Source organism: Bacillus sp. SW14, from assembly GCF_047608225.1.
GTDB lineage: Bacteria > Bacillota > Bacilli > Bacillales > Bacillaceae > Bacillus > Bacillus subtilis_G.
The window spans coordinates 531,445-557,125 of the sequence record NZ_JBLKRW010000001.1; the positions used below are offsets into that span (position 1 = coordinate 531,445).

The 25,681-nt window shown below is 45.5% G+C and carries 30 protein-coding genes; 29 read left to right on the forward strand and 1 reads right to left on the reverse strand.

The features are described from left to right. The first annotated feature begins 3 nt into the window (after window positions 1–3). From atpB to ACMX2I_RS02785, 8 genes are all read left to right on the forward strand, one after another. Window positions 4–738, forward strand: coding sequence for a F0F1 ATP synthase subunit A (gene atpB / locus ACMX2I_RS02750; RefSeq protein WP_019716028.1), 735 nt, complete (start codon window positions 4–6; stop codon window positions 736–738). 45 nt (window positions 739–783) lie between these two features. Next, window positions 784–996: a F0F1 ATP synthase subunit C gene (atpE, locus tag ACMX2I_RS02755; RefSeq protein ID WP_003151167.1), complete on the forward strand. Its 213-nt coding sequence runs from the start codon at window positions 784–786 to the stop codon at window positions 994–996. A gap of 162 nt (window positions 997–1,158) precedes the next feature. Further along, window positions 1,159–1,671, forward strand: coding sequence for a F0F1 ATP synthase subunit B (gene atpF, locus ACMX2I_RS02760; RefSeq protein ID WP_003221894.1), 513 nt, complete (start codon window positions 1,159–1,161; stop codon window positions 1,669–1,671). Continuing rightward, window positions 1,668–2,213, forward strand: a complete 546-nt coding sequence (locus tag ACMX2I_RS02765; RefSeq protein WP_087992695.1) for a F0F1 ATP synthase subunit delta — start codon at window positions 1,668–1,670, stop codon at window positions 2,211–2,213. Before atpF ends, ACMX2I_RS02765 begins: the two co-directional genes overlap by 4 nt. 16 nt (window positions 2,214–2,229) lie before the next feature. Continuing rightward, the gene (atpA, locus tag ACMX2I_RS02770) at window positions 2,230–3,738 is read left to right on the forward strand and encodes a F0F1 ATP synthase subunit alpha (RefSeq protein WP_010328920.1); all 1,509 of its coding nucleotides are present in this window, start codon (window positions 2,230–2,232) and stop codon (window positions 3,736–3,738) included. 76 nt (window positions 3,739–3,814) lie between these two features. Next, window positions 3,815–4,678, forward strand: coding sequence for an ATP synthase F1 subunit gamma (gene atpG / locus ACMX2I_RS02775; RefSeq protein WP_148962519.1), 864 nt, complete (start codon window positions 3,815–3,817; stop codon window positions 4,676–4,678). Window positions 4,679–4,703: 25 nt separating this feature from the next. Beyond that, window positions 4,704–6,122 (forward strand): F0F1 ATP synthase subunit beta, encoded by a 1,419-nt coding sequence (atpD, locus tag ACMX2I_RS02780; RefSeq protein ID WP_010328918.1) that lies wholly within the window; start codon window positions 4,704–4,706, stop codon window positions 6,120–6,122. Window positions 6,123–6,145: 23 nt separating this feature from the next. Continuing rightward, the gene (locus ACMX2I_RS02785; protein WP_087992693.1) at window positions 6,146–6,544 is read left to right on the forward strand and encodes a F0F1 ATP synthase subunit epsilon; all 399 of its coding nucleotides are present in this window, start codon (window positions 6,146–6,148) and stop codon (window positions 6,542–6,544) included. 189 nt (window positions 6,545–6,733) lie between these two features. Here the strand turns inward: ACMX2I_RS02785 and ACMX2I_RS02790 are convergent, their stop codons facing one another. Continuing rightward, a complete protein-coding gene (locus tag ACMX2I_RS02790) occupies window positions 6,734–7,207 on the reverse strand; it encodes a hypothetical protein (protein ID WP_414956102.1) in 474 nt (157 codons plus the stop codon). Between the two features lie 177 nt (window positions 7,208–7,384). On the opposite strand from ACMX2I_RS02790, the gene ACMX2I_RS02795 reads away from it, so the two are divergent. The 21 genes from ACMX2I_RS02795 (at window position 7,385) to ACMX2I_RS02895 (ending at window position 25,645) form a co-directional block, all read left to right on the forward strand. Next, the gene (locus tag ACMX2I_RS02795; protein ID WP_003221879.1) at window positions 7,385–7,615 is read left to right on the forward strand and encodes a DUF1146 family protein; all 231 of its coding nucleotides are present in this window, start codon (window positions 7,385–7,387) and stop codon (window positions 7,613–7,615) included. A 133-nt stretch (window positions 7,616–7,748) separates the two neighbouring features. Then, a complete protein-coding gene (locus tag ACMX2I_RS02800; protein WP_414956103.1) occupies window positions 7,749–8,489 on the forward strand; it encodes a YwmB family TATA-box binding protein in 741 nt (246 codons plus the stop codon). Window positions 8,490–8,522: 33 nt separating this feature from the next. Beyond that, entirely contained in the window at window positions 8,523–9,833 is a 1,311-nt protein-coding gene (murA, locus tag ACMX2I_RS02805; protein WP_414956104.1) for a UDP-N-acetylglucosamine 1-carboxyvinyltransferase, read from the forward strand. Between the two features lie 195 nt (window positions 9,834–10,028). Next, window positions 10,029–11,060, forward strand: coding sequence for a stage II sporulation protein D (spoIID, locus tag ACMX2I_RS02810; RefSeq protein ID WP_414956105.1), 1,032 nt, complete (start codon window positions 10,029–10,031; stop codon window positions 11,058–11,060). A 395-nt stretch (window positions 11,061–11,455) separates the two neighbouring features. Continuing rightward, window positions 11,456–12,139: a vWA domain-containing protein gene (locus tag ACMX2I_RS02815; RefSeq protein WP_414956106.1), complete on the forward strand. Its 684-nt coding sequence runs from the start codon at window positions 11,456–11,458 to the stop codon at window positions 12,137–12,139. Between the two features lie 327 nt (window positions 12,140–12,466). Beyond that, the gene (locus ACMX2I_RS02820) at window positions 12,467–13,141 is read left to right on the forward strand and encodes a vWA domain-containing protein (RefSeq protein WP_087992687.1); all 675 of its coding nucleotides are present in this window, start codon (window positions 12,467–12,469) and stop codon (window positions 13,139–13,141) included. A gap of 92 nt (window positions 13,142–13,233) precedes the next feature. After that, entirely contained in the window at window positions 13,234–13,395 is a 162-nt protein-coding gene (locus ACMX2I_RS02825) for a hypothetical protein (RefSeq protein ID WP_087992686.1), read from the forward strand. A gap of 245 nt (window positions 13,396–13,640) precedes the next feature. Then, complete coding sequence (gene fdhD, locus ACMX2I_RS02830) at window positions 13,641–14,429, forward strand: formate dehydrogenase accessory sulfurtransferase FdhD (RefSeq protein WP_333561068.1); 789 nt, start codon at window positions 13,641–13,643, stop codon at window positions 14,427–14,429. A 15-nt stretch (window positions 14,430–14,444) separates the two neighbouring features. Beyond that, on the forward strand, window positions 14,445–15,470 hold the full coding sequence (gene moaA / locus ACMX2I_RS02835) for a GTP 3',8-cyclase MoaA (protein ID WP_202327924.1): 1,026 nt from the start codon (window positions 14,445–14,447) through the stop codon (window positions 15,468–15,470). Window positions 15,471–15,663: 193 nt separating this feature from the next. Beyond that, window positions 15,664–16,797, forward strand: coding sequence for a tetratricopeptide repeat protein (locus ACMX2I_RS02840; protein WP_148962526.1), 1,134 nt, complete (start codon window positions 15,664–15,666; stop codon window positions 16,795–16,797). Window positions 16,798–16,966: 169 nt separating this feature from the next. Beyond that, window positions 16,967–17,446, forward strand: coding sequence for a hypothetical protein (locus ACMX2I_RS02845; RefSeq protein ID WP_414956107.1), 480 nt, complete (start codon window positions 16,967–16,969; stop codon window positions 17,444–17,446). Window positions 17,447–17,516: 70 nt separating this feature from the next. Next, a complete protein-coding gene (locus tag ACMX2I_RS02850) occupies window positions 17,517–17,702 on the forward strand; it encodes a CsbD family protein (protein WP_087992681.1) in 186 nt (61 codons plus the stop codon). A 217-nt stretch (window positions 17,703–17,919) separates the two neighbouring features. Further along, complete coding sequence (urtA, locus tag ACMX2I_RS02855; protein ID WP_394715302.1) at window positions 17,920–19,176, forward strand: urea ABC transporter substrate-binding protein; 1,257 nt, start codon at window positions 17,920–17,922, stop codon at window positions 19,174–19,176. Window positions 19,177–19,208: 32 nt separating this feature from the next. After that, complete coding sequence (urtB, locus tag ACMX2I_RS02860) at window positions 19,209–20,111, forward strand: urea ABC transporter permease subunit UrtB (RefSeq protein ID WP_394715301.1); 903 nt, start codon at window positions 19,209–19,211, stop codon at window positions 20,109–20,111. Window positions 20,112–20,122: 11 nt separating this feature from the next. Continuing rightward, window positions 20,123–21,193, forward strand: coding sequence for an urea ABC transporter permease subunit UrtC (urtC, locus tag ACMX2I_RS02865; protein ID WP_253268622.1), 1,071 nt, complete (start codon window positions 20,123–20,125; stop codon window positions 21,191–21,193). After that, on the forward strand, window positions 21,168–21,917 hold the full coding sequence (gene urtD / locus ACMX2I_RS02870) for an urea ABC transporter ATP-binding protein UrtD (protein WP_414956108.1): 750 nt from the start codon (window positions 21,168–21,170) through the stop codon (window positions 21,915–21,917). The genes urtC and urtD overlap by 26 nt, the downstream gene beginning before the upstream one ends. After that, a complete protein-coding gene (gene urtE / locus ACMX2I_RS02875; protein WP_414956109.1) occupies window positions 21,914–22,615 on the forward strand; it encodes an urea ABC transporter ATP-binding subunit UrtE in 702 nt (233 codons plus the stop codon). The genes urtD and urtE overlap by 4 nt, the downstream gene beginning before the upstream one ends. A 99-nt stretch (window positions 22,616–22,714) precedes the next feature. Continuing rightward, window positions 22,715–23,032 carry an urease subunit gamma gene (ureA, locus tag ACMX2I_RS02880; protein ID WP_148962533.1) on the forward strand — a complete coding sequence of 106 codons (318 nt, stop codon included), beginning with the start codon at window positions 22,715–22,717 and terminating at the stop codon, window positions 23,030–23,032. Next, window positions 23,029–23,403: an urease subunit beta gene (gene ureB / locus ACMX2I_RS02885; protein ID WP_148962534.1), complete on the forward strand. Its 375-nt coding sequence runs from the start codon at window positions 23,029–23,031 to the stop codon at window positions 23,401–23,403. The genes ureA and ureB overlap by 4 nt, the downstream gene beginning before the upstream one ends. Continuing rightward, window positions 23,400–25,109 (forward strand): urease subunit alpha, encoded by a 1,710-nt coding sequence (gene ureC, locus ACMX2I_RS02890; RefSeq protein WP_394715299.1) that lies wholly within the window; start codon window positions 23,400–23,402, stop codon window positions 25,107–25,109. Before ureB ends, ureC begins: the two co-directional genes overlap by 4 nt. 134 nt (window positions 25,110–25,243) lie before the next feature. Then, window positions 25,244–25,645: an Rrf2 family transcriptional regulator gene (locus ACMX2I_RS02895; protein ID WP_087992672.1), complete on the forward strand. Its 402-nt coding sequence runs from the start codon at window positions 25,244–25,246 to the stop codon at window positions 25,643–25,645. Window positions 25,646–25,681: the final 36 nt, after the last annotated feature.

The following is a 25,681-nucleotide window of genomic DNA, read 5'->3' on the forward strand; positions in this document are numbered from 1 at the left end:
CCTTTGAATCATGAATACAGAACTATTGAATTTCTAGGTCTTACTTTTAATCTGACAAACATTCTGATGATTACTGTGGCGAGTGTGATTGTTTTATTGATTGCGATATTAACGACAAGAACGCTTTCGATCCGTCCCGGAAAAGCCCAGAATTTTATGGAATGGGTTGTGGATTTCGTCCGCAATATTATCGGCAGTACAATGGATTTGAAAACAGGGGCTAACTTCTTGGCACTTGGTGTCACATTGCTGATGTACATATTTGTGTCGAATATGCTGGGGCTGCCGTTCTCTATTACAATCGGACATGAGCTCTGGTGGAAATCTCCGACAGCCGACCCTGCCATTACATTAACGCTAGCCGTGATGGTTGTCGCTTTAACCCACTACTATGGTGTGAAGATGAAAGGGCTCAAGGAATATTCCAAAGACTATTTAAGACCTGTTCCACTCATGTTCCCGATGAAAATTATCGAAGAGTTTGCGAATACACTGACTCTCGGATTGCGGCTTTATGGTAACATCTTCGCCGGTGAGATTCTTCTCGGCCTGCTTGCGGGTTTAGCGACAAGCCATTATTCGCAAAGCGTGGCTCTCGGTCTTGTCGGTACAATCGGCGCTATTCTGCCGATGCTGGCATGGCAAGCATTCAGTTTATTTATAGGTGCCATCCAAGCGTTTATCTTTACAATGCTCACGATGGTGTACATGTCTCATAAAATCAGTCATGATCATTAAAACATTATATCCAAACGGATAACATTTAAAAGGAGGAACTTTTTCATGAATTTAATAGCAGCTGCAATTGCAATTGGTTTAGGCGCACTTGGTGCAGGTATTGGTAACGGTTTGATTGTTTCACGTACGGTAGAGGGGATTGCCCGTCAGCCGGAAGCAGGTAAAGAACTTAGAACTCTTATGTTTATGGGTATCGCATTAGTTGAAGCCCTTCCAATTATCGCTGTCGTTATCGCATTCTTAGCGTTCTTTGGCTAAGCATAAAAGCCTTATATGAACTAAAAATGGCGAAGATCATTCCAAGAGAACCTTCGCCATTGCTTTATGTCTGATAAGCATCCCGCCTTGCCGGCTGAAAAGAGACAAGTGCGGCTGCTGGATCAGCAAAGAAAAACCTGCAGAAGGGAGTTGCCGTAGTAGATGTCTCAATTACCACTTGAACTAGGATTGTCGTTTAACGGCGGAGATATTCTGTTCCAACTGTTAGCTATGTTAATCTTATTAGCGCTTCTGAAGAAATACGCTTTAGGGCCGCTATTAAACATAATGAAACAGCGTGAAGACCATATCGCTGGAGAAATTACGTCTGCTGAAGAAAAAAATAAAGAAGCGCAGCAGCTGATTGAAGAGCAGCGCGTTCTTTTAAAAGAAGCAAGACAGGAATCCCAAACTCTTATCGAAAACGCAAAGAAACTGGGAGATAAGCAAAAAGAAGAGATTATTCAGGCTGCACGTGCAGAATCTGAACGTCTGAAAGAAGCAGCAAGAACTGAAATTGTGAAGGAGAAAGAACAGGCGGTTTCTGCTCTCCGTGAGCAAGTAGCGTCTCTATCTGTCATGATTGCGTCGAAAGTAATCGAAAAAGAACTGGATGAACAGGCTCAAGAGAAATTGATTCAGGACTATCTTAAAGAGGTAGGAGAAAGCCGATGAGTGGATCAGCTGTCTCTAAACGATATGCGTCAGCTCTTTTTGATATTGCCAATGAGTCCGCTCAGCTGAATCAAGTAGAAGAAGAGCTAATCGTTGTAAAAGAAGTATTTCAAAATGAAAAAGCGCTTAATGATGTGTTAAACCATCCGAAGGTGCCGGCTGCGAAGAAAAAAGAGTTGATTCAAAATGTATTTGGCTCTCTGTCACAGACCGTGCTCAATACGATTTTTCTTTTGATTGACCGCCATCGGGCAGCGATTGTGCCTGATCTCACAGATGAGTTTATCAAACTCGCAAATGAGGCCCGTCAAACAGAAGACGCAATCGTATATTCAGTGAAACCGCTGACGGATACGGAAATTTCATCATTATCACAAGTGTTTGCACAAAAAGCCGGAGTCGCTTCACTGAGAATCAAAAATGAAGTGCAGACGGATTTAATAGGCGGCATTAAAGTCCGCATTGGAAACCGGATTTTTGACGGCAGCGTAAGCGGAAAGCTTCAGCGCATTGAACGTCAACTAGCCGGGGAAAATCGATAGAAGGGGTGAAACCTAAGTGAGCATCAAAGCTGAAGAGATTAGCACGCTGATAAAACAGCAAATACAAAATTATCAATCTGATATTGAAGTTCAAGACGTAGGTACAGTCATCCAAGTCGGTGACGGTATTGCGCGTGTGCACGGTCTTGACAACTGTATGGCCGGTGAACTTGTCGAATTTTCAAACGGCGTTCTGGGTATGGCCCAAAACCTTGAGGAATCAAACGTAGGTATCGTTATCTTAGGGCCTTTCAGTGAGATCCGTGAGGGAGACGAAGTAAAAAGAACAGGCCGCATCATGGAGGTTCCTGTCGGTGAGGAACTAATCGGCCGTATTGTGAACCCATTAGGTCAGCCGGTAGACGGACTTGGCCCAATCCTCACAAGCAAAACACGTCCGATTGAAAGCCCTGCACCAGGCGTTATGGACCGTAAATCCGTTCATGAACCGCTTCAAACGGGTATTAAAGCGATCGACGCACTGATCCCAATCGGCCGCGGCCAGCGTGAGCTGATCATCGGTGACCGTCAAACAGGTAAAACTTCTGTTGCGATCGACTCGATCCTGAACCAAAAAGACCAAGACATGATCTGCGTATACGTTGCGATCGGTCAAAAAGAATCAACAGTCCGCGGCGTAGTAGAAACATTGCGTAAGCACGGCGCGCTTGATTATACAATTGTTGTAACGGCGTCTGCGTCACAGCCGGCACCGCTTCTGTACCTGGCTCCGTATGCAGGGGTTACAATGGCAGAAGAATTTATGTACAACGGCAAGCACGTTCTTGTTGTATACGATGATCTTTCTAAACAAGCGGCTGCTTACCGTGAGCTGTCCTTGCTTCTACGCCGTCCGCCGGGCCGTGAAGCGTTCCCTGGGGATGTATTCTACCTTCATTCCCGCTTGCTTGAGCGTGCAGCAAAGCTTAGCGACGCGAAAGGCGCAGGATCAATTACAGCTCTGCCGTTCGTAGAAACACAAGCCGGAGATATCTCTGCCTATATTCCGACGAACGTTATCTCTATCACCGACGGACAAATCTTCCTGCAATCTGATTTGTTCTTCTCAGGCGTACGTCCAGCGATCAACGCCGGATTGTCTGTATCCCGTGTCGGCGGTTCAGCGCAAATCAAAGCGATGAAAAAAGTATCAGGAACGTTGCGTCTGGACCTTGCGTCATACCGTGAACTGGAAGCATTTGCTCAATTCGGATCTGACCTCGACCAAGCGACTCAGGCGAAACTGAACCGCGGTGCGCGTACAGTTGAAGTGCTGAAGCAGGACCTGAACAAGCCGCTTCCGGTTGAAAAGCAAGTAGCCATTCTTTATGCGCTGACAAAAGGACATCTTGATGATATTCCTGTAGCGGACATCAGACGTTTTGAAGAAGAGTACTACATGTACCTTGACCAAAACCATAAAGAACTGCTTGATGGAATTGCGAAAACAGGAAACCTTCCTGCTGATGAAGACTTCAAAGCTGCAATCGAAGGCTTCAAACGCACATTTGCACCAAGCAACTAACTCGAATGCTGATGAGAGAAAAAGGTTCTCTTTTTCTCTCTTTTTACGCAGATGAAGAGAAAAGGTGGTGAAATCTTTGGCCTCATTACGCGATATTAAGTCAAGGATCACGTCAACGAAAAAAACGAGCCAGATTACAAAAGCCATGCAGATGGTATCTGCGGCTAAGCTGAATCGTGCTGAAAACAACGCAAAATCATTTGTGCCATATATGGATAAGATCCAAGAGGTTGTGTCAAACGTCGGAAGAGTTTCCGGCAACGTGAAGCATCCGATGCTTGTCAGCAGAGAAGTAAAAAAGACAGCATACCTAGTCATTACGTCTGACCGCGGTCTTGCCGGCGCTTTTAACAGTTCGGTTTTACGAAGTGCTTATCAGGCCATGCAAGAACGTCATCAGTCTAAGGATGAGTACGCGGTGATCGTCATCGGAAGAGTGGGCCGTGATTTCTTTAAGAAACGTGAGATTCCGATCATTTCCGAGTTAACAGGGCTTGGAGATGAAGTAACGTTTACACAAATTAAGGATCTTGCCCGACAAACGATCCAAATGTTTACAGATGGTGCGTATGATGAATTGCACCTTGTTTATAACCATTTTGTCAGCGCCATTTCTCAAGAAGTAACGGAGAAAAAACTTCTGCCGTTATCTGATTTGGGCAGCGGCGGCGGTAAAAGAACGGCGTCTTATGAATTTGAACCGTCTGAAGAGGAGGTTCTGGAGGTTTTGCTTCCTCAATACGCGGAAAGCTTAATTTTCGGTGCGCTTCTTGACAGTAAAGCAAGTGAGCACGCTGCAAGAATGACGGCGATGAAAAACGCGACAGACAACGCGAAGGAACTTATCGATTCACTTTCGCTATCTTACAACCGCGCTCGCCAAGCAGCCATCACACAAGAAATTACGGAAATTGTCGGCGGAGCAGCCGCTTTAGAATAGAAAGATTTTGTCAGGAGGGATAGCGATGAAGAAAGGACGCGTTAGCCAGGTATTAGGGCCGGTCGTCGACGTGCGTTTTGAAGACGGTCATTTGCCTGAAATTTATAATGCGATTAAAGTTTCACAGCCAGCAAGTGAAAACGAAGTAGGTATTGATTTAACGCTTGAGGTCGCTCTTCATTTAGGCGATGATACAGTCCGTACAATCGCAATGGCATCTACGGACGGTGTTCAGCGCGGAATGGAAGCTATTGATACAGGAGCGCCAATCTCAGTACCAGTTGGTGATGTAACACTCGGCCGTGTATTTAACGTACTCGGAGAAAATATTGATTTGAATGAGCCGCTTTCCGCGGATGCAAAAAAGGATCCGATTCACAGACAGGCGCCTTCGTTTGATCAGCTTTCAACAGAAGTTGAAATTCTTGAAACAGGTATTAAAGTTGTTGACTTGCTTGCTCCATACATCAAGGGCGGTAAGATCGGTTTGTTCGGCGGTGCCGGTGTAGGTAAAACCGTATTAATCCAGGAATTAATCAACAACATCGCGCAAGAGCACGGCGGTATCTCTGTATTCGCCGGTGTAGGGGAGCGTACTCGTGAAGGGAACGACCTGTTCTACGAAATGAGCGACTCTGGCGTAATCAACAAAACAGCCATGGTATTCGGACAAATGAACGAGCCGCCGGGCGCCCGTATGCGTGTTGCTTTGACAGGCCTTACAATGGCTGAGCACTTCCGTGATGAACAAGGACAGGACGTACTGTTCTTCATCGATAACATTTTCCGTTTCACACAAGCGGGTTCCGAGGTTTCAGCCCTTCTTGGCCGTATGCCTTCAGCGGTTGGTTATCAGCCGACGCTTGCGACTGAAATGGGTCAGCTTCAAGAGCGTATCACGTCTACAAACGTTGGATCAGTTACATCTATCCAGGCGATCTACGTGCCTGCCGATGACTACACTGACCCGGCGCCGGCAACAACGTTCGCTCACTTGGATGCGACAACAAACCTTGAGCGTAAGTTAACAGAAATGGGTATTTACCCCGCGGTTGATCCGTTGGCTTCTACATCACGCGCCCTTGCTCCTGAAATTGTCGGAGAAGAGCATTATGCAGTTGCCCGTGAAGTGCAATCAACGCTTCAGCGTTACAAAGAGCTTCAAGATATCATTGCGATTCTCGGTATGGATGAATTGAGTGATGAAGACAAGCTTGTCGTTCAACGCGCACGCCGCATTCAGTTCTTCCTTTCTCAAAACTTCCACGTGGCTGAACAGTTCACTGGACAAAAAGGTTCTTACGTGCCTGTAAAAGAAACGGTTCAAGGTTTCAAAGAAATCTTAGCCGGCAAATACGACCATCTTCCTGAAGATGCGTTCCGTCTTGTAGGCCGTATCGAAGAAGTTGTTGAGAAAGCAAAAGAAATGGGTGTAGAAGTTTAATCTGGTCCTAGGAGGGTAAAAGCATGAAGACCGTTAAAGTCAATATCGTTACTCCCGACGGCCCAGTATACGATGCGGATATTGAAATGGTGAGTGTGAGAGCCGAAAGCGGCGATCTCGGTATTTTGCCAGGTCATATTCCAACCGTGGCTCCTCTTAAAATTGGCGCTGTCCGTCTGAAAAAAGACGGACAGACTGAATTGGTTGCTGTCAGCGGCGGGTTTGTAGAAGTCCGTCCTGATCATGTGACTATCCTTGCCCAAACTGCGGAGACAGCGGAAGGCATCGATAAAGAGCGCGCTGAAGCTGCACGCCAGCGGGCGCAGGAGCGTTTGAATTCTCAATCAGGTGATACTGACATTCGTCGGGCTGAGTTTGCGTTACAGCGGGCTTTGAACAGATTGGATGTAGCAGGGAAATAGAAAAAATCCTTCTCTTTATGAGAAGGATTTTGTCATCTTTTCAGCGTGGTTGAAAACCCTTGAAGTCTAGGAAAGGCGAGCATTGGAGCGGAGCGAATGTCCTAATTCGTGAGCACCAACGCACAGGCTTGACAACGAATGCAAGGGTTTGTCGACACGCTGAATCCTTCTCTTTATGAGAAGGATTTTTTATGACCGCATAAGAGAATCAAACAGCGAAAGCAGCGGCTGACTCTCTTTATGCCGCAAGTATAAACGATCACAGCAATTCATTGTATGCCATGATTTGAGATGTCTTCTAAAGCCCATTGTATAAGCGCCGTCTGTATACGGGTAAGGCTTTACGATCCATTCCGCATCTTCATGATGGGCAATCACGCAATCTATAAGATACACACTGATCATTTTCTCGAATTCTTCAATAGGAAGATTCCAATCAGCAAGCAAAAGGTCTTGTATACTTTGAAAATAAAGGTTTTCAAGCTCTTCAAGGCTTTCTCTCGTATAGGTAAGAGAAATGTTATAAAACTGACACAATTCATTCAGTTCTTCAATCTGTGACTGTCTATAATCATAATAGAATGCAATTGCTTCCCATTCCTGTTCAAAAATTGGCAAATCCTCACCGTATTGCTTTTCAGGCTGAAAAAAAGAATGATTCACGTTTGCCAGCTCCTTTCCAACAAAGTATACCATGTAAGAGAATCGTACTTTAAGCGGGGATTAACCCTAGATTTGGCTGATTATTCCGTTCTGTATAAAAGGTATCATCTTTATCTGTGCTTCTTATATAATAAGAAAGGGTAAAAACGCGGAGAAAGGATGAAAGGAGTGGAATAGATGAGTGTATTGGGACAGCAGGCTGCAATCGGCATTGTCGTTCACTTGATTTTTATAGCGGTGACTTGGTGGGCACTGCAAGCCGTCAATATCGATCCGTTAATCAAAAAAGGCAAAGTTGTGCAGGCTAGACTCCTGATGATTTTGCTGACAATCGCTATTGGAACGACCGTTGCAAATTTCTTTTTAGATTACCTCAATTATTCACAGCAGCTTCCCTATCTATTTTAATAGGTTTTGAACATCATAATCACGGGAATGGTTGGGGAAGGGGTATAAGCGAATAGCTCGAGTTTTGACGAAGATTTTTACGTATGGCGCCTCTCACCTCCGGTAAAACTGGGGATAAGGGGGAGAGATGAATATGTACAAAAAACAAGTAAGCCGCGCCATTATCATTTCCGTGATGTTAAGCTTCGTCATAGCTTTTTTTCATACCATTCATGCGAGTGAGCTAACACCGTTAGCGCAAATCGCTGAGGGGATGAAACGCCAAGATGTGTCAATAGATAAATGGACATTGCATGCCAAACAAAACATGTCGCTGACCGAAAAAGAATTTTATCAAAAAGTGCAACGTTTAAAAACAAAATATCGTCAATATAATTGGGCGCTTGCACAGGAAGATAAGGTCGTAAAGGCAATGGGCACATATACTGACAAAAAAAATCGCACTTCTTTTAGGCTGCAGCTTGTCACAACCCTCAAAAAACACAACCCAACTTCGTATTTATTATATGAGCAAATGAGTCTTGAGACACCGAATAGCTGGAATGATACATATGAACAGTTTGAACGTGAGTCACTCGGGATATTCCAAGAAAAAGTAGTTATTTTTACTTGTCTAAATGGTCATTTAGATGATAATATGAATATTGTTTTGCAAAAAAAAGCAAATCAGTTATTAAATGAATTTCAAGCAAGAACTGTAGAACATGTAGTTGAGCCAAATTTCGTTTCTATTTCTGCGTTTACAGATGAGTGGAAAGAGTCCATCATGACCTCAAAACATAAAATGAATTTGCAAATTGCACTTAGAAGTGCAGGAATGGGCGGAAAACATACCGTTACGGTTGGCACACCAATCGTTACGACTGAATATTAATATAGAGAATTTAGGGACGCGGAGGGGAATACCTTGGAAAAAATCATCGTCCGCGGCGGTCAAAAGTTAAACGGCACAGTCAAAGTTGAAGGCGCTAAAAATGCCGTTTTACCTGTTATCGCTGCATCTTTATTAGCAAGTGAAGAAAAAAGCGTAATTTGTGATGTACCTACGCTCTCCGATGTATATACAATTAACGAAGTGTTGCGTCATTTAGGAGCAGATGTGCATTTTGAAAATAATGAAGTGACTGTAAATGCTTCATACGCTTTGCAAACTGAAGCACCTTTTGAATATGTTCGTAAAATGCGTGCGTCCGTGCTTGTTATGGGGCCGCTTCTTGCGCGTACAGGTCATGCAAGAGTTGCGCTTCCGGGCGGATGCGCAATTGGTTCCAGACCGATCGATCAGCATTTAAAAGGTTTTGAAGCAATGGGCGCAGAAATCAAAGTCGGCAACGGCTTCATCGAAGCTGAAGTAAACGGCCGTCTGCAAGGCGCAAAAATCTATCTGGACTTCCCAAGTGTAGGAGCTACAGAGAATCTGATTATGGCATCCGCTCTGGCTGATGGAACAACAACGCTGGAGAACGTGGCGAAAGAACCCGAAATCGTTGATTTAGCAAACTATATCAACGGCATGGGCGGAAAAATCCGCGGAGCTGGCACCGGCACCATCAAAATTGAAGGTGTCGAAAAGCTTTACGGCGTAAAACACCATATTATTCCTGACCGCATTGAAGCGGGCACATTTATGGTTGCTGCTGCAATCACTGAAGGAAACGTATTAGTTAAAGGAGCGGTTCCTGAACACCTCACCTCTTTAATTGCAAAAATGGAAGAGATGGGTGTAACGATTAAGGATGAAGGTGAAGGCCTGCGTGTCATCGGCCCGAAAGAACTCAAACCGATTGACATTAAAACGATGCCTCATCCGGGCTTCCCGACTGATATGCAGTCACAAATGATGGCGCTTCTGCTTCGTGCAAGCGGCACAAGCATGATTACAGAAACTGTTTTTGAAAACCGTTTTATGCATGCGGAAGAATTCCGCCGTATGAATGGTGATATCAAGATTGAAGGACGTTCTGTCATCATTAACGGTCCTGTACAGCTTCAGGGAGCTGAAGTTGCAGCGACTGACTTGCGTGCAGGTGCAGCGCTGATTCTTGCGGGGTTAGTGGCTGAAGGTCATACGCGTGTTACTGAACTGAAGCACTTAGACCGCGGTTACGTTGATTTCCATAAGAAGCTTGAAGGTATTGGCGCAGACATCGAACGTGTAAATGATGAGTCTGCTTCTGAGCAAGAGAACAAAGAAGTCGTTTCTGACTTAAACGCATAAACTTACCTAAAAACCAGTATGTCACTTTGGCATACTGGTTTTTTATTTTTCGTGTATTATCATCATTATGCGCAAAATAGCAAAAAAGAATACGTAAATGACAAATAAAGTTTCTGTCCAAAACGAGAGTCATATTAGCTTGTCCCTGCCCATAGACTAGACTAGAGTCGAATTCCGAGCAGGAGGCAGCTGAATATGAAACAATTCGTAATCACACTATCTGTACTATGTGCATTGATTCTCTTGGTTCCCACACTCTTGGTCATACCGTTCCAGCATAACAAAGAGGCGGGGGCCAGTGTAGAATCAGGAAAGACAGCAGTCAGCACGAAACCGGCATCAAAAGGAGCGGAAACGTTGAAAGCATCGCCTGTTTCTATTCCCGTCTATCGAACCGCAAATCAATCCGTAGAAAACATTCCGCTTGAAGAGTATGTGATTGGAGTCGTCGCCTCCGAAATGCCGGCAACCTTTGAATCTGAAGCGCTGAAAGCTCAGGCTCTCGCCGCCAGAACGTTTATTGTCAGACTGATGGTCTCAAATTCAGCGGTAGAGGCTCCTAAAGGCTCACTGGTGGATGATACACAGATGTTTCAGGTGTATAAAAGCAAAGCGGAGCTGAAAAAACAGTGGGGCGCGAGCTACGAGCAGGATTTGAAGAAAATCACAGATGCGGTTGCCAGCACGCAAGGCAAAATCCTAACGTACAACAACCAGCCGATTGAAGCCTCCTTTTTCTCCACAAGCAACGGCTACACAGAAAATGCTGAAGCCTATTGGACAAGTGCCATACCATATTTAAAAAGCGTCAAAAGCGCTTGGGATAAAAAGTCTCCGAAATATAAGGCAACGAAAACCTTTACAGCCTCAGAATTTGAACAAAAGCTTGGCGTCAAGCTGGATGGGTCTGGCACAGTCGGACAGATTACCGGAGAAACACCGGGCCGCCAGGTCGCAACGGCTGTTATTAACGGCAAGACGCTGAAAGGAAGAGACATACGCGAAAAACTGGGCCTCAATTCAGCCGATTTTGAATGGAAGCGAAGCGGAGACTCGATTACAGTCACGACGAGAGGATTTGGCCACGGTGTCGGGATGAGCCAATATGGCGCGAATTTTATGGCGAAAGAAGGAAAAACGGTTGATGACATTGTGAAGTACTATTACCAAGGTACACAAATTTCTGAAGCAGATTCGTTTTTGAATAAATATATGGCGAAGAAGTAGAAAAAGACGCTCATTGAGCGTCTTTTTCTGTTCTTAAATGTCTTTTATCTAAGAGCGGTTGAAATGGTTTAGAGAAGCTCCTGACAGCCTTTAGGGCGACAAGGGAATCAGTTCCTTTTTCCTGATTGCTCACTTTGAGATTGTGGTAAAGTAATCCACATATATCGACAGACTTCGACAGACTCATATAACGAAAGCCGAAAGGCCGACAATCTTCTTTTTTCTTAATAGTGTTAGGCGGAAATCACTAATAAAAACAAAGGTTTCTATGCAAAAGTAAACAACAGCAATGGGGAAGCCCGCCCTATTTATTTCTCTGTTTTTGTCGATTACGATTAATGATGTTCAGCGTTGAACATCTGCACGCAGAAACAAACTTGTAAAGGGGTACGAGCATGAAGAAAAGATTTTCACTGATCATGATGACAGGCTTGTTATTTGGATTAACCTCACCTGCTTTTGCAGCTGAAAAGAAAGAAGCGGAGGCGGAAGCTCCGGCAAACGTGGCAGTTTTGCTTGATGCCAGCGGAAGTATGGCGAAAAGAATAGACAGTGTATCTAAATTTAATTCAGCTAAAAAAGAAATTTCAAAGTTTGCAAGCTCACTGCCGGAAGGCACTCAGGTGAAAATGAGCGTGTTTGGTTCAGAAGGAAACAATAAAAACTCCGGAAAGGTTCAGTCATGTGAATCTATCCGCAACGTATACGGCTTCCAAAGCTTTAACGAACAAAGCTTCCTCAATTCTCTTAATGCAATCGGGCCGACTGGCTGGACGCCAATTTCCAAAGCGCTGAACGAGGCGAAATCTTCTTTTGATCAGCTTGATACTAAAGGAGAAAAAGTAGTGTATCTGCTGACAGACGGTGAGGAAACGTGCGGAGGAAATCCGATTAAAACAGCAAAAGAACTGCACAAAGACAATATCACTGTTAATGTGATCGGTTTTGATTATAAAGAGGGATACAAAGGCCAGCTGAACGCGATTGCGAAAGTAGGCGGCGGTGAATACTTCCCTGCGTATACTCAAAAAGATGTTGAGAAAATCTTCACTCAGCAATCATTGATGTTATCTGAATAAGAAAAAAAGAGAGGCTGATAATGGTCAGCCTCTTTTTTGTATGTAACAAAATGTTCAAAAGTGATTCGCTGTCAGCCTGTAGCATAGTAGCAGATTTCCGTTTCTCTGTCTTGACCAAGGAGAAAAAAGAATGAATGGTGTTACAGTCTGTATATACTTTATGGGCGAAAATAGCTAAAAATCACCGGCATATCAAGCGATTTTGTACAGAAAGTGAAAGCGGTACAAAAGGCAGCTTGCCCTATATCTTTTTGTATTTTCATATTCTAGCATAAAGGATAATCCAACATAAAGTTGGAAAATATGATAAAGAAAGGAAGATTAAACGTGAAAAAATTGCTGGCTGCCGGTATCATTGGATTGCTGACTGTCTCCTTTGCCTCCCCGTCTTTTGCCGCTGAGAAACAGGCGGACACAAATGTGGCTGTTTTGTTTGACGGAAGCGGAAGCATGGTTCAAAAAACAGGAGGAGAGCGCAAAATAGATATTGCCAAAAATTCCGTCAAGTCTTTTGCCGAGCTGCTTCCGAAGGATACAAATCTCATGCTTCGCGTTTTCGGACATGCTGGAAACAATAAACTGTCCGGTAAAGCTCTTTCATGCAGCACGACGGAAACCATTTACGGCCTTCATCCATATGAAGGATCACTGTTTGACAATTCATTGAGCGAGATCAAGCCTACTGGCTGGACACCGATTGCCAAAGCACTTTCAGATACAAGAAAAGAACTTGAAGCATTCGACGCAGACGGAAAAAACGTGGTGTATTTAATCACTGACGGTGAAGAAACGTGCGGCGGAGATCCAGCGGCTGAAATTGAAAAGCTTCGTGAAGCGAATGTGGATACGATTGTAAACATTATCGGATTTAACTTTGATGTGAAAGGAAACGAAGAGATGAAACAGGCGGCTGTTGCTGGCGGCGGAGAATATATTTCAGCGAACAGCGCGGATGAGTTCGAACAGACTTGGGAAAAAGAAGCACAAAAATTTACTGAGTAATCGCTTGTATGAAGGCGCTCCCCCAGGCGCCTTTTTCTATTGGTTTAAAAACGATCTGTGCGGGAAAGATACCCTTAAAAGGGGTTGAACATATGAGATTATTAGGAATGATTTTTCTTATAGCCGCCGTGGCGTTTGTCTTGCTCGGTGTTTTTCTAAAACTGGCAGCCTTCTTTTTTGTCAGCATTCTCACCTTGATCGCAGCTGTTGTGCTGTTTGTGATCGTGAAAAAGAATCAGCATAATCAAACATAGAGCCCTTTATATAGAGGGCTCTCAGCGTGTCGACAAACCCCGCATTATTGTCAATGCACCTCGGTGCTCACGTGTTATGAAACGAACGGCGGCTAAATGCTTAGGCGTCCTGCCTATACACCGCCGTCATCACATCCTGTGAAAGCCCTTTATATAGAGGGCTCTTTTTATGTCTCAGAATTCGACAAAATCCGGGGAGTATGAAAAAATATAAAGGCAGGGAACATTGCGGAGGGGAAGAGAAATTGAACGATAAAGTAACTGCGGTCAGGGATGTATGGCGCTATGAACAAGGGGAAATAAGCAAAATTGAAGACCGGATAGTGACGGAATATCCTTTGACAGTGATACTGAACGGGAGTGAATTTGTGACACTCGTTTGTACGCCGGAGCATATCAAAGAGCTTGTCATCGGATTTCTCGCATCAGAGGGTGTTATACGATTTCAAAAAGAGATTAAAAGGTTTACAATAGATGAAAGTCTCGGTTTTGTTTATGTCGATCTCATTCATCCTGAGGCATTGGATCAAAAGGATTATACAAAACGGGTGATCGGCTCATGCTGTGGAAAGGGCCGTCATTTTTATTTTCAGCAGGATGTCAAAACCGCAAAAACGGCTGTCAGCCAAATGAAAATATCGCCTGAAGCATGTCTGGCGCTTATGAAAGATTTACAGAAAGGGAGCGAAACGTTTCAGGATACGGGAGGCGTCCACAATGCGGCGCTTTGCGACACAGAGAAGCTGCTCTTGATGCGCGCAGATATCGGCCGGCACAATGCGCTTGATAAATTATACGGACACTGCCTGCTGAACGGGATATCTGTCCGCGACAAACTGATTGTGTTTAGCGGCAGAATCTCATCAGAAGTCCTGTTAAAAGCGGCAAAAATCGGCGTGTCGTTTGTGATTTCCAAATCGGCCCCAACGGAGCTTGCGATTCAAATGGCGGAAGAATTAAATATCACAGCGATCGGATTTGTCAGGAACGGATCATTTAATGTATATACACACCCTGAGAGAATCGGGGGATAGGAAGGGGCTGTAGCTATGAATACAGAATCGCGTCAGATGTTGGATAAAAGGAACAGGCCGCTGAGAGACCTTCGCATTTCTGTTACAGACCGCTGCAACTTCCGATGCACGTACTGTATGCCCGCCGAATTATTCGGCCCGGATTATCCTTTTTTAAAGAAAGAGGAGCTGCTTTCATTTGAGGAGCTGGAACGGCTTGCGACGCTGTTTGTCACAAGGTTCGGCGTTGAAAAAATCCGCTTAACCGGCGGAGAGCCCCTTATGAGAAAGGATATGCCCGAATTAATCAAAAAACTGGCCCGTATTCCGGGTGTCCGTGATATTGCGATGACGACAAATGGATCACTGCTGCCTGTTTATGCGGAGAGGCTCAAGGAAGCCGGGCTGAAAAGGGTCACGATCAGCCTTGATTCCTTAGAGGACGAGCGGTTTAAAAAGATAAACGGGCGCGGGGTTTCTGTCAGCAAGGTGCTTGAAGGCATTGAAGCGGCGAAGCAAGCGGGGCTCGGTGTTAAAATCAACATGGTCGTCCAAAAGGGCGTCAATGAAAAAGATATAATGCCTATGGCGCGTTATTTTAAAGAAAAAGGGCATATCCTGAGATTCATCGAATTTATGGATGTTGGGAACACCAACCAATGGGAAAAGAAGGATGTTATGACAAAAGCGGAAATCATTGATTTGATCAATGAACACATGCCGGTTGAACCGATAGCGCCTAATTATATAGGCGAAGTGGCTTCCAGATTCCGCTACTTGGACGGATCAGGGGAAATCGGCGTCATATCATCTGTATCTGACGCGTTCTGCGGATCATGCAACAGGGCCCGTCTTTCTGCGAGAGGGGAGCTGTTTACCTGCTTATTCGCTGCAGGCGGGTTCGACCTCAGAGCGCCGGTGCGGCAGGAGTTAAGTGATGACGAACTGGCGGAGATGATCGGCACAGTATGGAAAAATCGGATCGATCAGTATTCGGTCGATCGTACTCTATCAAAAGCATTAGGCAAAAAGAAAGTGGAAATGTCTTATATTGGCGGCTAAATTTCATGTAAAAAGCTTATCGGCACTGTCCGGTAAGCTTTTTTTATAAGAGTCCAAGGGCAAAAAATAGTTACAAACACCGAAATATATAAGGATAGGCATAAAGAAGGAATCATTGTAAGAATTTTTAATTCCAATGCCATACATTATGATAAAATATAACCAATTAGAAAATAGAAAGGGTTGGAGGGGCATGGCCGCGTACGAGATCCCGTCATCTCAAGTAGGAGTGAAAATCAATAAGTGGTATAAGCACATTTTAGCATTTCAAGTGGCTGATGCCGTTAAGCTGAAGAAAGAGATTGATCAGAACATCGAACATATGGAAGAGGATCAGCTGCTTCTGCTGTATTACCAGCTGATCAGTTACCGTCACCAAATTATGCTGGATTATGTAAAACCTGACCTGCACGAGGAATCTCAGCTTCAATATCGTGAATTGATCAAAACGCTGGAAAGCAATCAGAACAGCATCTCCGGGTTATCTGAGTATTATTTTCACTTGTTCAGGGGAATGTACGAATTTGAACAGAACAATTATATTTCAGCCATATCCTTTTATCGGAAAGCTGAAAAGATGCTTGCGTTTGTGGAAGATGAAATTGAAAGAGCGGAATATCATTTTAAAGTGGCTGAAGTTTTTTATGTCATGAAGCAGACACACTTTTCCATGAACCATGCCATACAGGCGCTTGAGACATACAAGGATCACGATTTTTACAGAGTCAGAAGAATTCAATGCCATTTCGTGATATCAGGAAACTACATTGACTACAGAAATTATGAAAAGGCGCTTGAGCATTTGGATGACGCGTATCGCCTGGCTTTATTGGAAGGACAGCCCCGTTTGATCGGATCTGCCCTCTACAATATGGGGAATTGCTATGACGATAAAGGCGAGCTGGATCAAGCTGCGGCATTCTTTGAAAAAGCGCTGCCTGTCTTTGAGGAGCATCAGCTGGAACAGCTTCCGAAAGCGCTCTTCAGCCTGACTCGCGTTCTTTTCAAAAAAGAAGATGCCCAAGCTGCGATGCGGTACTATGAAAAAGGGATTGCCATCGCTCAAAAACGAAACGATTTCTTCAGTCTGGCAAAATATAAATTTCTGCAGGCTTTATATGTGGAATGTGTCAATGTGGATATGATTCATGAAGTATTTGACTATATGGAAGAAAAAGCCCTGTATGTATATATTGAAGAATTCGCTTTGGATGCTGCCGCCTATTTCAGTCATCGCGAACATTACAAAGAAGCGGTGTATTTTTATGAAAAAGCGGTCAGCATGAGAGAGATGATCCAAAGGAACGACTGTTTATATCAAGTGTAAGACGAAACCATCTGCTGCCAGATGGTTTTTTTATATACAAAAAAAGGGGAGTATCGGAACGTTTATTTCCGGACGAAACAGGAAAAATCGCTACATATGCTTTTGAACAACTTGACATGGCCGGGTTCAGATGGTGCCTGAGTCATTGACAAGCGTGAGGGGGAATTCGATGTTTGGTTTCAATGATATTGTGAAGTTTTTATGGTCTTTCCTCATTGTTCTGCCGCTTGTACAGATCATACATGTTTCAGGGCACAGCTTTATGGCTTTAATTTTTGGCGGAAAAGGATCATTGGATATTGGGATGGGCAAAACGCTGTTTAAGGTTGGGCCGATACGGATCAGAGCGATTTATTTCATCGATTCTTTTTGCAGGTTTGGTGAGCTGAAAACCGACAATCGGTTCTCACATGCACTCGTGTATGCCGGGGGCAGCCTGTTTAACCTGATAACGATTTTCGCGGTCAATTTGCTGATTATACACAGTGTATTAAAACCGAATTTGTTTTTCTATCAGTTTGTCTATTTTTCTACGTATTATGTGTTCTTCGCCCTGCTGCCGGTTCGATATTCTGAGAAAAAGACATCAGACGGGCTGGCGATTTATAAGGTGCTTCGCTACGGAGAGCGCTATGAGATCGATAATTAACATTCAAATGTTTACCCCCTCTTAGATCGGGAAGGTAACAAGTACACAGATATGAAGGGAGAGAATCAACATGGGTAACGATAGTGTAAAAGATAAAATGAAAGGCGGCTTCAATAAAGCCAAAGGAGAAGCGAAGGATAAAGTCGGAGATATGACCGATAAAGCGGATATGCAGGCTGAAGGCAAAAAAGATAAGGCAAAAGGCGAGATCCAAAAGGATATCGGGGAAGCGAAGGATAAATTCAATAAAGATTAATCATGCGGAAGAGGCGGGAAACGATATGTTTCTTGCCTTTTTTGTGGGGCTTGTTTGGATGTGTTAATAAATGTAACAAAAAAAGCAATCGATTTGGTTAAAGTGTCTAAATTTTTAAAATATTCTTTGAATTATTGGCCCTCTTCTATATAATGATGACATGAGATGTTAACTTTTATTACATAAGTTGGTGGAATCACACAAAGGGAGGTTTTGAATGAAAAACAAAGGGGTTGGAATACAGGCTGTTTTTCTGTTGTTTCTGCTCATGGTTCTGATGACGGGATGCGCTGCGCCGAAGAAAGTGTCGGAAGCCAGCGGGGATGCGAAAAAAACAGTTGATATCGACACAAGCGGTGATTCAGTGAAGGTTGGGATTCTTCACTCGTTAAGCGGGACTATGGCGATCAGCGAAGTGTCCGTCCATGATGCGGAGTTAATGGCGATTCAAGAAATCAACCAAAAAGGCGGAGTTCTCGGCAAAAAGCTTGAACCCGTCGTGGAAGACGGCGCTTCAGACTGGCCTGTTTATGCGGAAAAAATGAGAAAACTGCTTCAGCAGGATAAAGCCGCTGCTATTTTTGGCGGATGGACATCAGCGAGCCGCAAAGCTATGCTTCCGGTTGTGGAGCAAAACAACGGGCTGCTGTTCTATCCGGTGCAGTACGAGGGAATGGAGTCATCACCTCATATTTTTTATACCGGAGCAACGACGAATCAGCAAATTGTTCCGGCTGTTGATTGGCTGCTGAAGAATAAAGGTAAGAAGTTCTTTCTGATCGGATCAGATTACGTGTTCCCGAGAACAGCCAATAAAATCATTAAAGCGCAGGTGAAAGCGGCCGGAGGAGAAATTGCCGGTGAAGAGTATACGCCGCTCGGCCACACGAATTACAGTACGCTCGTCAGCAAAATCAAAGAAAAACAGCCTGATGTCATTTTTAATACATTAAACGGCGACAGCAACGTGGCGTTTTTCAAACAGCTGAAAGATGCGGGCATCTCGGCTGACGATATGCCTGTCATGTCGGCAAGTGTCGCTGAGGAAGAAATTCGGGGGATCGGCCCTGATGTGCTAAAAGGACATTATGCGGTGTGGAATTACTTTCAGACAACCAATACGAGCGAAAATCAAACATTCGTGAAGAACTATAAAAAGATGAACGGCGATAACAGGGTGACGAGCGACCCGATTGAAGCTGGCTATAATGCGGTCTATCTTTGGGCAGCTGCTGTTGAAAAAGCGAAGTCCTTTGATATCGATAAGGTGAAGAAAGCGGCTGACGGGATTGCATTCAATGCCCCGGGCGGCACAGTGAAAATTGACGGAGATACACAGCATCTGTACAAAACGGTCAGAATCGGGCAAATCACGGGGGATGGACAGTTTAAAGAAGTATGGAACTCAGGTGATCCGGTAAAACCTGATCCGTATTTAAAATCGTACGATTGGGCAAAGGGGTTATCTAAATAAATCAAAGCCGTTTGCGGGAGAGGAGGCGGAACATGTCTGTCGTCATGACTCAATTATTTAACGGGATCAGTCTCGGTTCTATTTTGATTCTCATTGCGATTGGGTTGGCCGTTACATTCGGTTTGATGAACATTATTAATATGGCGCACGGTGAGCTGATTATGGCAGGAGCCTACACGACATATGTCGTTCAGCAGCTATTTATCAGCTATTTGCCGGCTTCCCTGTTTTCTTACTATTTTTTAATCGCAATCATCATGGCGTTTGCGGTTGCGGCGCTTATTGGGATTGTCATTGAAAAAGTGATCGTCAGGCGATTATATGACCGTCCGCTCGACAGCCTTTTGGCGACGTGGGGAGTGAGCTTGATTCTGCAGCAGGCGGCCCGATCGATTTTTGGCGCGCCGAATGTGGCCGTCAAGTCTCCTGAGTGGCTGACGGGAGGAGTGACGCTGTTTTCCGTCACCTTTCCGTATAAAAGGCTGTTTATTTTGGCGCTTGTACTATTTACGCTTACGCTGCTCGGATTCTATTTGTTTAAAACCTCTGCGGGGCGGCGGATGCAGGCTGTCACGCTAAATCGGAGCATGGCATCGTGTCTCGGTGTATCTGTGAGAAAAACAGATACACTTGCTTTCGCTCTCGGAAGCGGACTGGCCGGTATCGCGGGGAGTTCACTCACATTGCTTGGCTCAATTGGGCCTACTCTCGGTTCATCTTACCTCGTCGATGCTTTCATGATCGTTATTTTAGGAGGAATCGGAAAATTGAAAGGCACCATTATAGGCGCGGTGACCGTCGGTTTGCTGAGCACATTCGTTGAGTATTCCACAAGTGCTACGATTGCCAAGGTTGTCGTGTTTGCATTTATTATTCTCTTTCTGCAATGGCGGCCTTCAGGTCTTGCGAGTGTCAGAACGAGATTACTTGATTAGGAGGGAACCGGATGAAGCGGTTTTCACAATTCAGTCCGTATCTAGTGATGTTTGCTCTTCTTATCGCCGCTCCGTTCTTGCTGCAGGAGTTTCGATTAGGGCTGTTGGCAAAGTTTTTGTGCTTTGCGATTGTAGCGGTCGGCATTTGCCTGATTTGGGGATATACAGGCATTTTGAGTTTGGGACATGGCGTCTTTTTCGGATTGGGTGCTTACTGCATGGCTATGTATTTAAAAATAGAAGCCTCGCCGTCAGGCATTCCTGACTTTATGGAGTGGACAGGGGTCACTGAACTGCCGTGGATCTGGGCAATGTTCAGGAACCCTTTAGCTGCGATTGCCGCGGCAGTCACTGTGCCTGTCTTTCTGGCCTTTTTACTCGGTTACTTTACCTTCCGCAACAACATAAAGGGCGTTTATTTTTCGTTGATCTCTCAGGCTGTTGTTGTGGTGGTTGTCACATTGTTCATCGGCAGCCAGGGAATTACAGGCGGCACGAATGGCCTCACGAATTTCTATTCCATTTTCCAGTATTCTCTGGCCGATCCCGCAATGAAGCGGATTTTGTATTTTACGGCACTCTTTTTCCTCGGTGCTTCTGTCGTGCTCGCTTTGTTTCTGACGAGAAGCCGTTTTGGGCGGCTATTGCAGGCGGTGCGCGACGGAGAAAACAGAGTCCGTTTTTTCGGGTATCATTCCACCGTTTTTAAAGTGTTTATTTACAGTGTATCCGCTGCGATGGCCGGGATTGCCGGGATGCTGTTTGTGCTTCAGGACGGGATGATCTCGCCGGAAATGATGGGCATCATTCCTTCGGTGGAAATGGTGCTGTGGGTGGCGATCGGCGGCAGGCACTCCATTTTCGGGGCGGTGCTTGGCGCACTTCTAACGAACGGAATGAAAAGCTATTTAAGCGAATATTATCCTGACATTTGGCTGTACTTCCTCGGCGCACTGTTTATCATCGTCGTGCTCTATATGCCAAAAGGGATTGTCGGGCTGTTCGAGAAGCTTATAAACCAGCTTTCCTCCTCAAAAAAGAAAGGAGCGGCTGCTTATGAAACCGATACTTACCTGCCGTGACGTGAAGGTTAAGTTTGACGGGTTTTGGGCTTTGCGGGGCGCTGATATCAGTGTGCAGGAACGTGATATCCATTTTCTGATTGGGCCGAACGGCGCCGGAAAAACGACTTTGCTGGACATCATTTGCGGAAAAACAAAGCCGCATTCGGGTGAAGTTCTTTTTCAGGAAGTGGATGAATTGACAAAGACTCGGGAATATCAGATCGCGAAACTGGGGGTCGCCAGAAAGTTTCAGGCCCCGAGTGTCTTTACGCGGCTGACAGTGTTTGAAAACCTCGAACTTGCCATGAAACAGAAAAAAACGATTCTTTCATTGCTGACAGCGCGTATGACAAAAGAGCAAAGTGACAAGATGATAGACATCCTGAGGCTGATAGGGTTAGATGACAAACGGGATCTAACAGCCGGCAGCCTGTCACACGGACAGAAGCAATGGCTTGAAATCGGCATGCAGCTCGCCATGGAGCCAAAGCTTTTGCTGCTGGATGAACCGATTGCCGGCATGACGGGAAAGGAGCGGGAAAAAACAGGAGCCTTGCTTGAAGAGATCGCGAAAACGTGCTCTGTTCTGATTGTCGAGCACGATATGGATTTTGTGCGTTCGTTTTCAAGAAAAGTCACGGTCATGCATGAAGGCAAAGTGCTTTGTGAAGGGTCGATGGATGACATCACAAGCAATGAAGAGGTGGCAGCGGTGTATTTAGGAAGGAGAAGTGTGTCATGATTACCGTCAGCAATGTAACGTCCGGTTACGATCAATCGATGGTTTTGCACAGCCTCAGCATGATGGTTCGTCCGGGGCAGATTGTCGCTGTATTAGGCCGAAACGGAGTTGGCAAATCCACTTTGCTGAAAACAATCATAGGCCTGCTTCCGGCTAAACAGGGGGATATTTGTTTTAATCAAACGTTTGTTCAAAACGAAAAGGCGGAAACACGGGCAAGAGCGGGGATTGCGTACGTTCCGCAGGGAAGAGATATCTTTTCCTCCTTAACCGTTCGTGACAACCTGCTGCTCGGGGAGGAGCCGCTTCCGAAGAAAAAGAGGACGGGGCAGATCAAGGAAGAAATTTTTCAGTGGTTTCCCGTTTTAAAGGAGATGCTTGACCGCAAAGGCGGCGATTTAAGCGGAGGGCAGCAGCAGCAGCTTGCAATTGCCAGAGCGCTGATGGGAAATCCAAAAATTATTTTACTTGATGAACCAATGGAAGGAATCCAGCCGTCAATTGTCGAACTAATCAGACAAGTTATCGTGGAAATTGCCAGAAAAAAGGACATTTCTGTTATGTTAGTCGAGCACAGTCTGGAAAATGCGTTAACATGTGCTGACTACCTTTATGTGATCGACAGGGGAACGGTTATTGACGATGGGAAGGCCGATGAAGAAACGGCACGCCGCTTTGAAAGGCATCTTACTGTATGATTTTTATGCTGAAGTAAGGGAGGTGATGTCCCGCCTGCATGTTCCGCAAATTCGTAGTAACCACATCTGCTTTATATGAAAAAAGAAGGAGGACTACAGATGAAACTGACACCGGTTGAACAAGAGAAATTGCTCATTTTTGCAGCGGGAGAACTAGCCAAACAGCGAAAGGAGCGCGGCGTTCTGCTGAATTATCCCGAGGCCGCCGCTTATATCACCTGCTTTATCATGGAAGGCGCACGTGACGGAAAGAGAGTGGCGGAGCTGATGGAAGCCGGCCGCCATGTGTTAACGGAAAAAGACGTGATGGAGGGTGTGCCTGAGATGCTCGACAGCATTCAGGTGGAAGCCACATTTCCGGATGGAGTGAAGCTAGTTACGGTACATCAGCCAATTTCTGCGGAGGTGACGTCATGAAGCCGGGAGCATTTCAAATTGCTGAGGGAACGATTACGATTAACGAAGGCCGCCAGACACGGGAGGTAACGGTGAAAAACACCGGATCACGCTCCATTCAGGTCGGTTCGCATTTTCATTTTGCGGAAGCCAATCGTGCATTATCGTTTGATCGTGAACAAACCATCGGCATGCGTATCGACATTCCGTCAGGCACATCGGTCCGTTTTGAGCCAGGTGAGGAGAAAACCGTCACGCTTGTTGAATTCAGCGGACGAAAAACAGTACGGGGACTGAACGGAATGGCCGATACATATATCGATGGACGCGGCAAAGAAAAGACGTTAGCCAACTTAAAACAAGCCGGCTGGATGGAGGGTGTAATCCGATGAAGATGTCACGGGAGCAATATGCGGAGCTGTTTGGCCCGACAACGGGCGATAAAATCAGATTGGGCGATACGGATTTATGGATCGAAGTTGAAAAGGATTTCACAGTATACGGTGAAGAAATGGTCTTTGGCGGCGGAAAAACGGTCCGTGACGGCATGGGTCAAAACGGCAGAATCACAGGGAGAGACGGCGCTTTGGATTTGGTCATTACCAACGTCGTGCTCTTGGATTACTCAGGCATTGTTAAAGCGGATGTCGGTGTTAAGGACGGACGGATTGTCGGCGTCGGAAAAAGCGGAAACCCTGATATCATGGATGGAGTCGATCCGCATATGGTCATTGGCGCGGGTACAGAGGTGATTTCCGGTGAAGGCAAAATCTTAACAGCCGGAGGAGTGGATACGCACATTCATTTTATTTGCCCTCAGCAGATGGAAGTTGCGCTTTCTTCAGGTGTGACGACCCTTTTGGGAGGCGGGACAGGACCCGCTACAGGAAGCAAAGCGACAACATGTACGTCTGGCGCGTGGTATATGGCAAGGATGCTGGAAGCGGCCGAGGCGTTTCCGATCAATGTCGGCTTCTTAGGAAAAGGGAATGCATCCGATAAAGCGCCGCTGATCGAACAGGTGGAAGCAGGCGCCATCGGCCTTAAGCTTCATGAAGACTGGGGCACGACGCCAAGCGCCATCAAAACGTGTATGGAAGTTGTGGATGAGGCTGATATTCAAGTCGCCATCCATACCGATACGATTAACGAAGCGGGCTTCCTGGAAAACACGCTCGACGCGATCGGGGACCGGGTCATTCATACCTATCACATTGAAGGAGCAGGCGGCGGCCACGCTCCGGATATTATGAAGCTCGCCTCTTACGCAAACATTCTGCCGTCATCCACAACGCCAACCATTCCTTATACTGTTAATACGATGGAGGAGCATCTTGACATGATGATGGTCTGCCACCATTTAGATGCGAAAGTGCCTGAAGATGTGGCATTCAGCCATTCCAGAATCAGGGCTGCGACCATTGCGGCAGAGGATATTCTCCATGATATCGGCGCGATCAGCATGACATCATCGGATTCCCAAGCAATGGGGCGGGTCGGTGAAGTGATCATCCGAACGTGGCAGGTAGCCGACAAAATGAAAAAACAGCGCGGCGCTCTTGCTGGCGAAAACGGAAACGACAATGTGCGAGCAAAACGCTACATTGCCAAATACACGATTAATCCGGCAATTACTCACGGGCTCAGCCATGAAGTCGGCTCGGTGGAAAAAGGGAAGCTTGCTGATCTCGTTTTGTGGGACCCGGTATTTTTCGGCGTTAAGCCGGAACTGGTCTTAAAGGGCGGCATGATTGCACGTGCGCAAATGGGAGATCCGAACGCGTCCATTCCGACGCCTGAGCCGGTGTTTATGCGCCAAATGTATGCGTCATACGGAAAAGCCAACCGCTCAACATCCATCACATTTATGTCTCAGGCAAGCATTGAGCGGGGTGTGGCGGAAAGTTTAGGGCTGGAAAAAAGAATTTCTCCTGTCAAAAATATCAGAAAGCTCAGCAAGCTGGATATGAAATTGAACTCAGCTTTGCCGAAGATCGAAGTTGACCCAAAAACCTATCAGGTCTTCGCTGACGGAGAGGAACTGTCTTGCCAGCCTGTCGATTATGTTCCGCTTGGGCAAAGATATTTCTTATTCTGACAAGACGCGGCCGGGGTGCATCCCGGCCGTACTATTGACTCAAAACGGTGCACAAGAACCCCGCATTTAGTGTATATTAGATGTTGACAAACGAATCAAATGTAACTATTATAGTTACAACGGTGGTGAAAAACATGATTAACAGCCGTCTTGCTGTTGCCATTCATATTTTATCCCTCATTTCGATGGATGAAAAAGAGTCTTCAGAAATCATCGCTGGCAGCGTCAACACCAATCCGGTTGTCGTGCGAAGAATGATCAGCCTGCTGAAAAAAGCGGATATTCTCACATCACGCGCCGGGGTGCCGGGTGCAAGACTCAAAAAAGATCCGGCTGATATTTCTCTTTTAGAAGTATATCGAGCTGTCCAAAAGCAAGATGAACTCTTTGCGGTTCATGAAAACCCGAATCCGAACTGTCCGGTAGGGAAAAAAATTCAGAACGCACTGGATGAAACATTTGAAAGTGTGCAAAAAGCGATGGAGAATGAACTGGCAAGCAAGTCATTAAAAGATGTTATGAATCATCTCTTTTAATCAAAAGGGATGACTTCTCACCGCCAACATGTAACT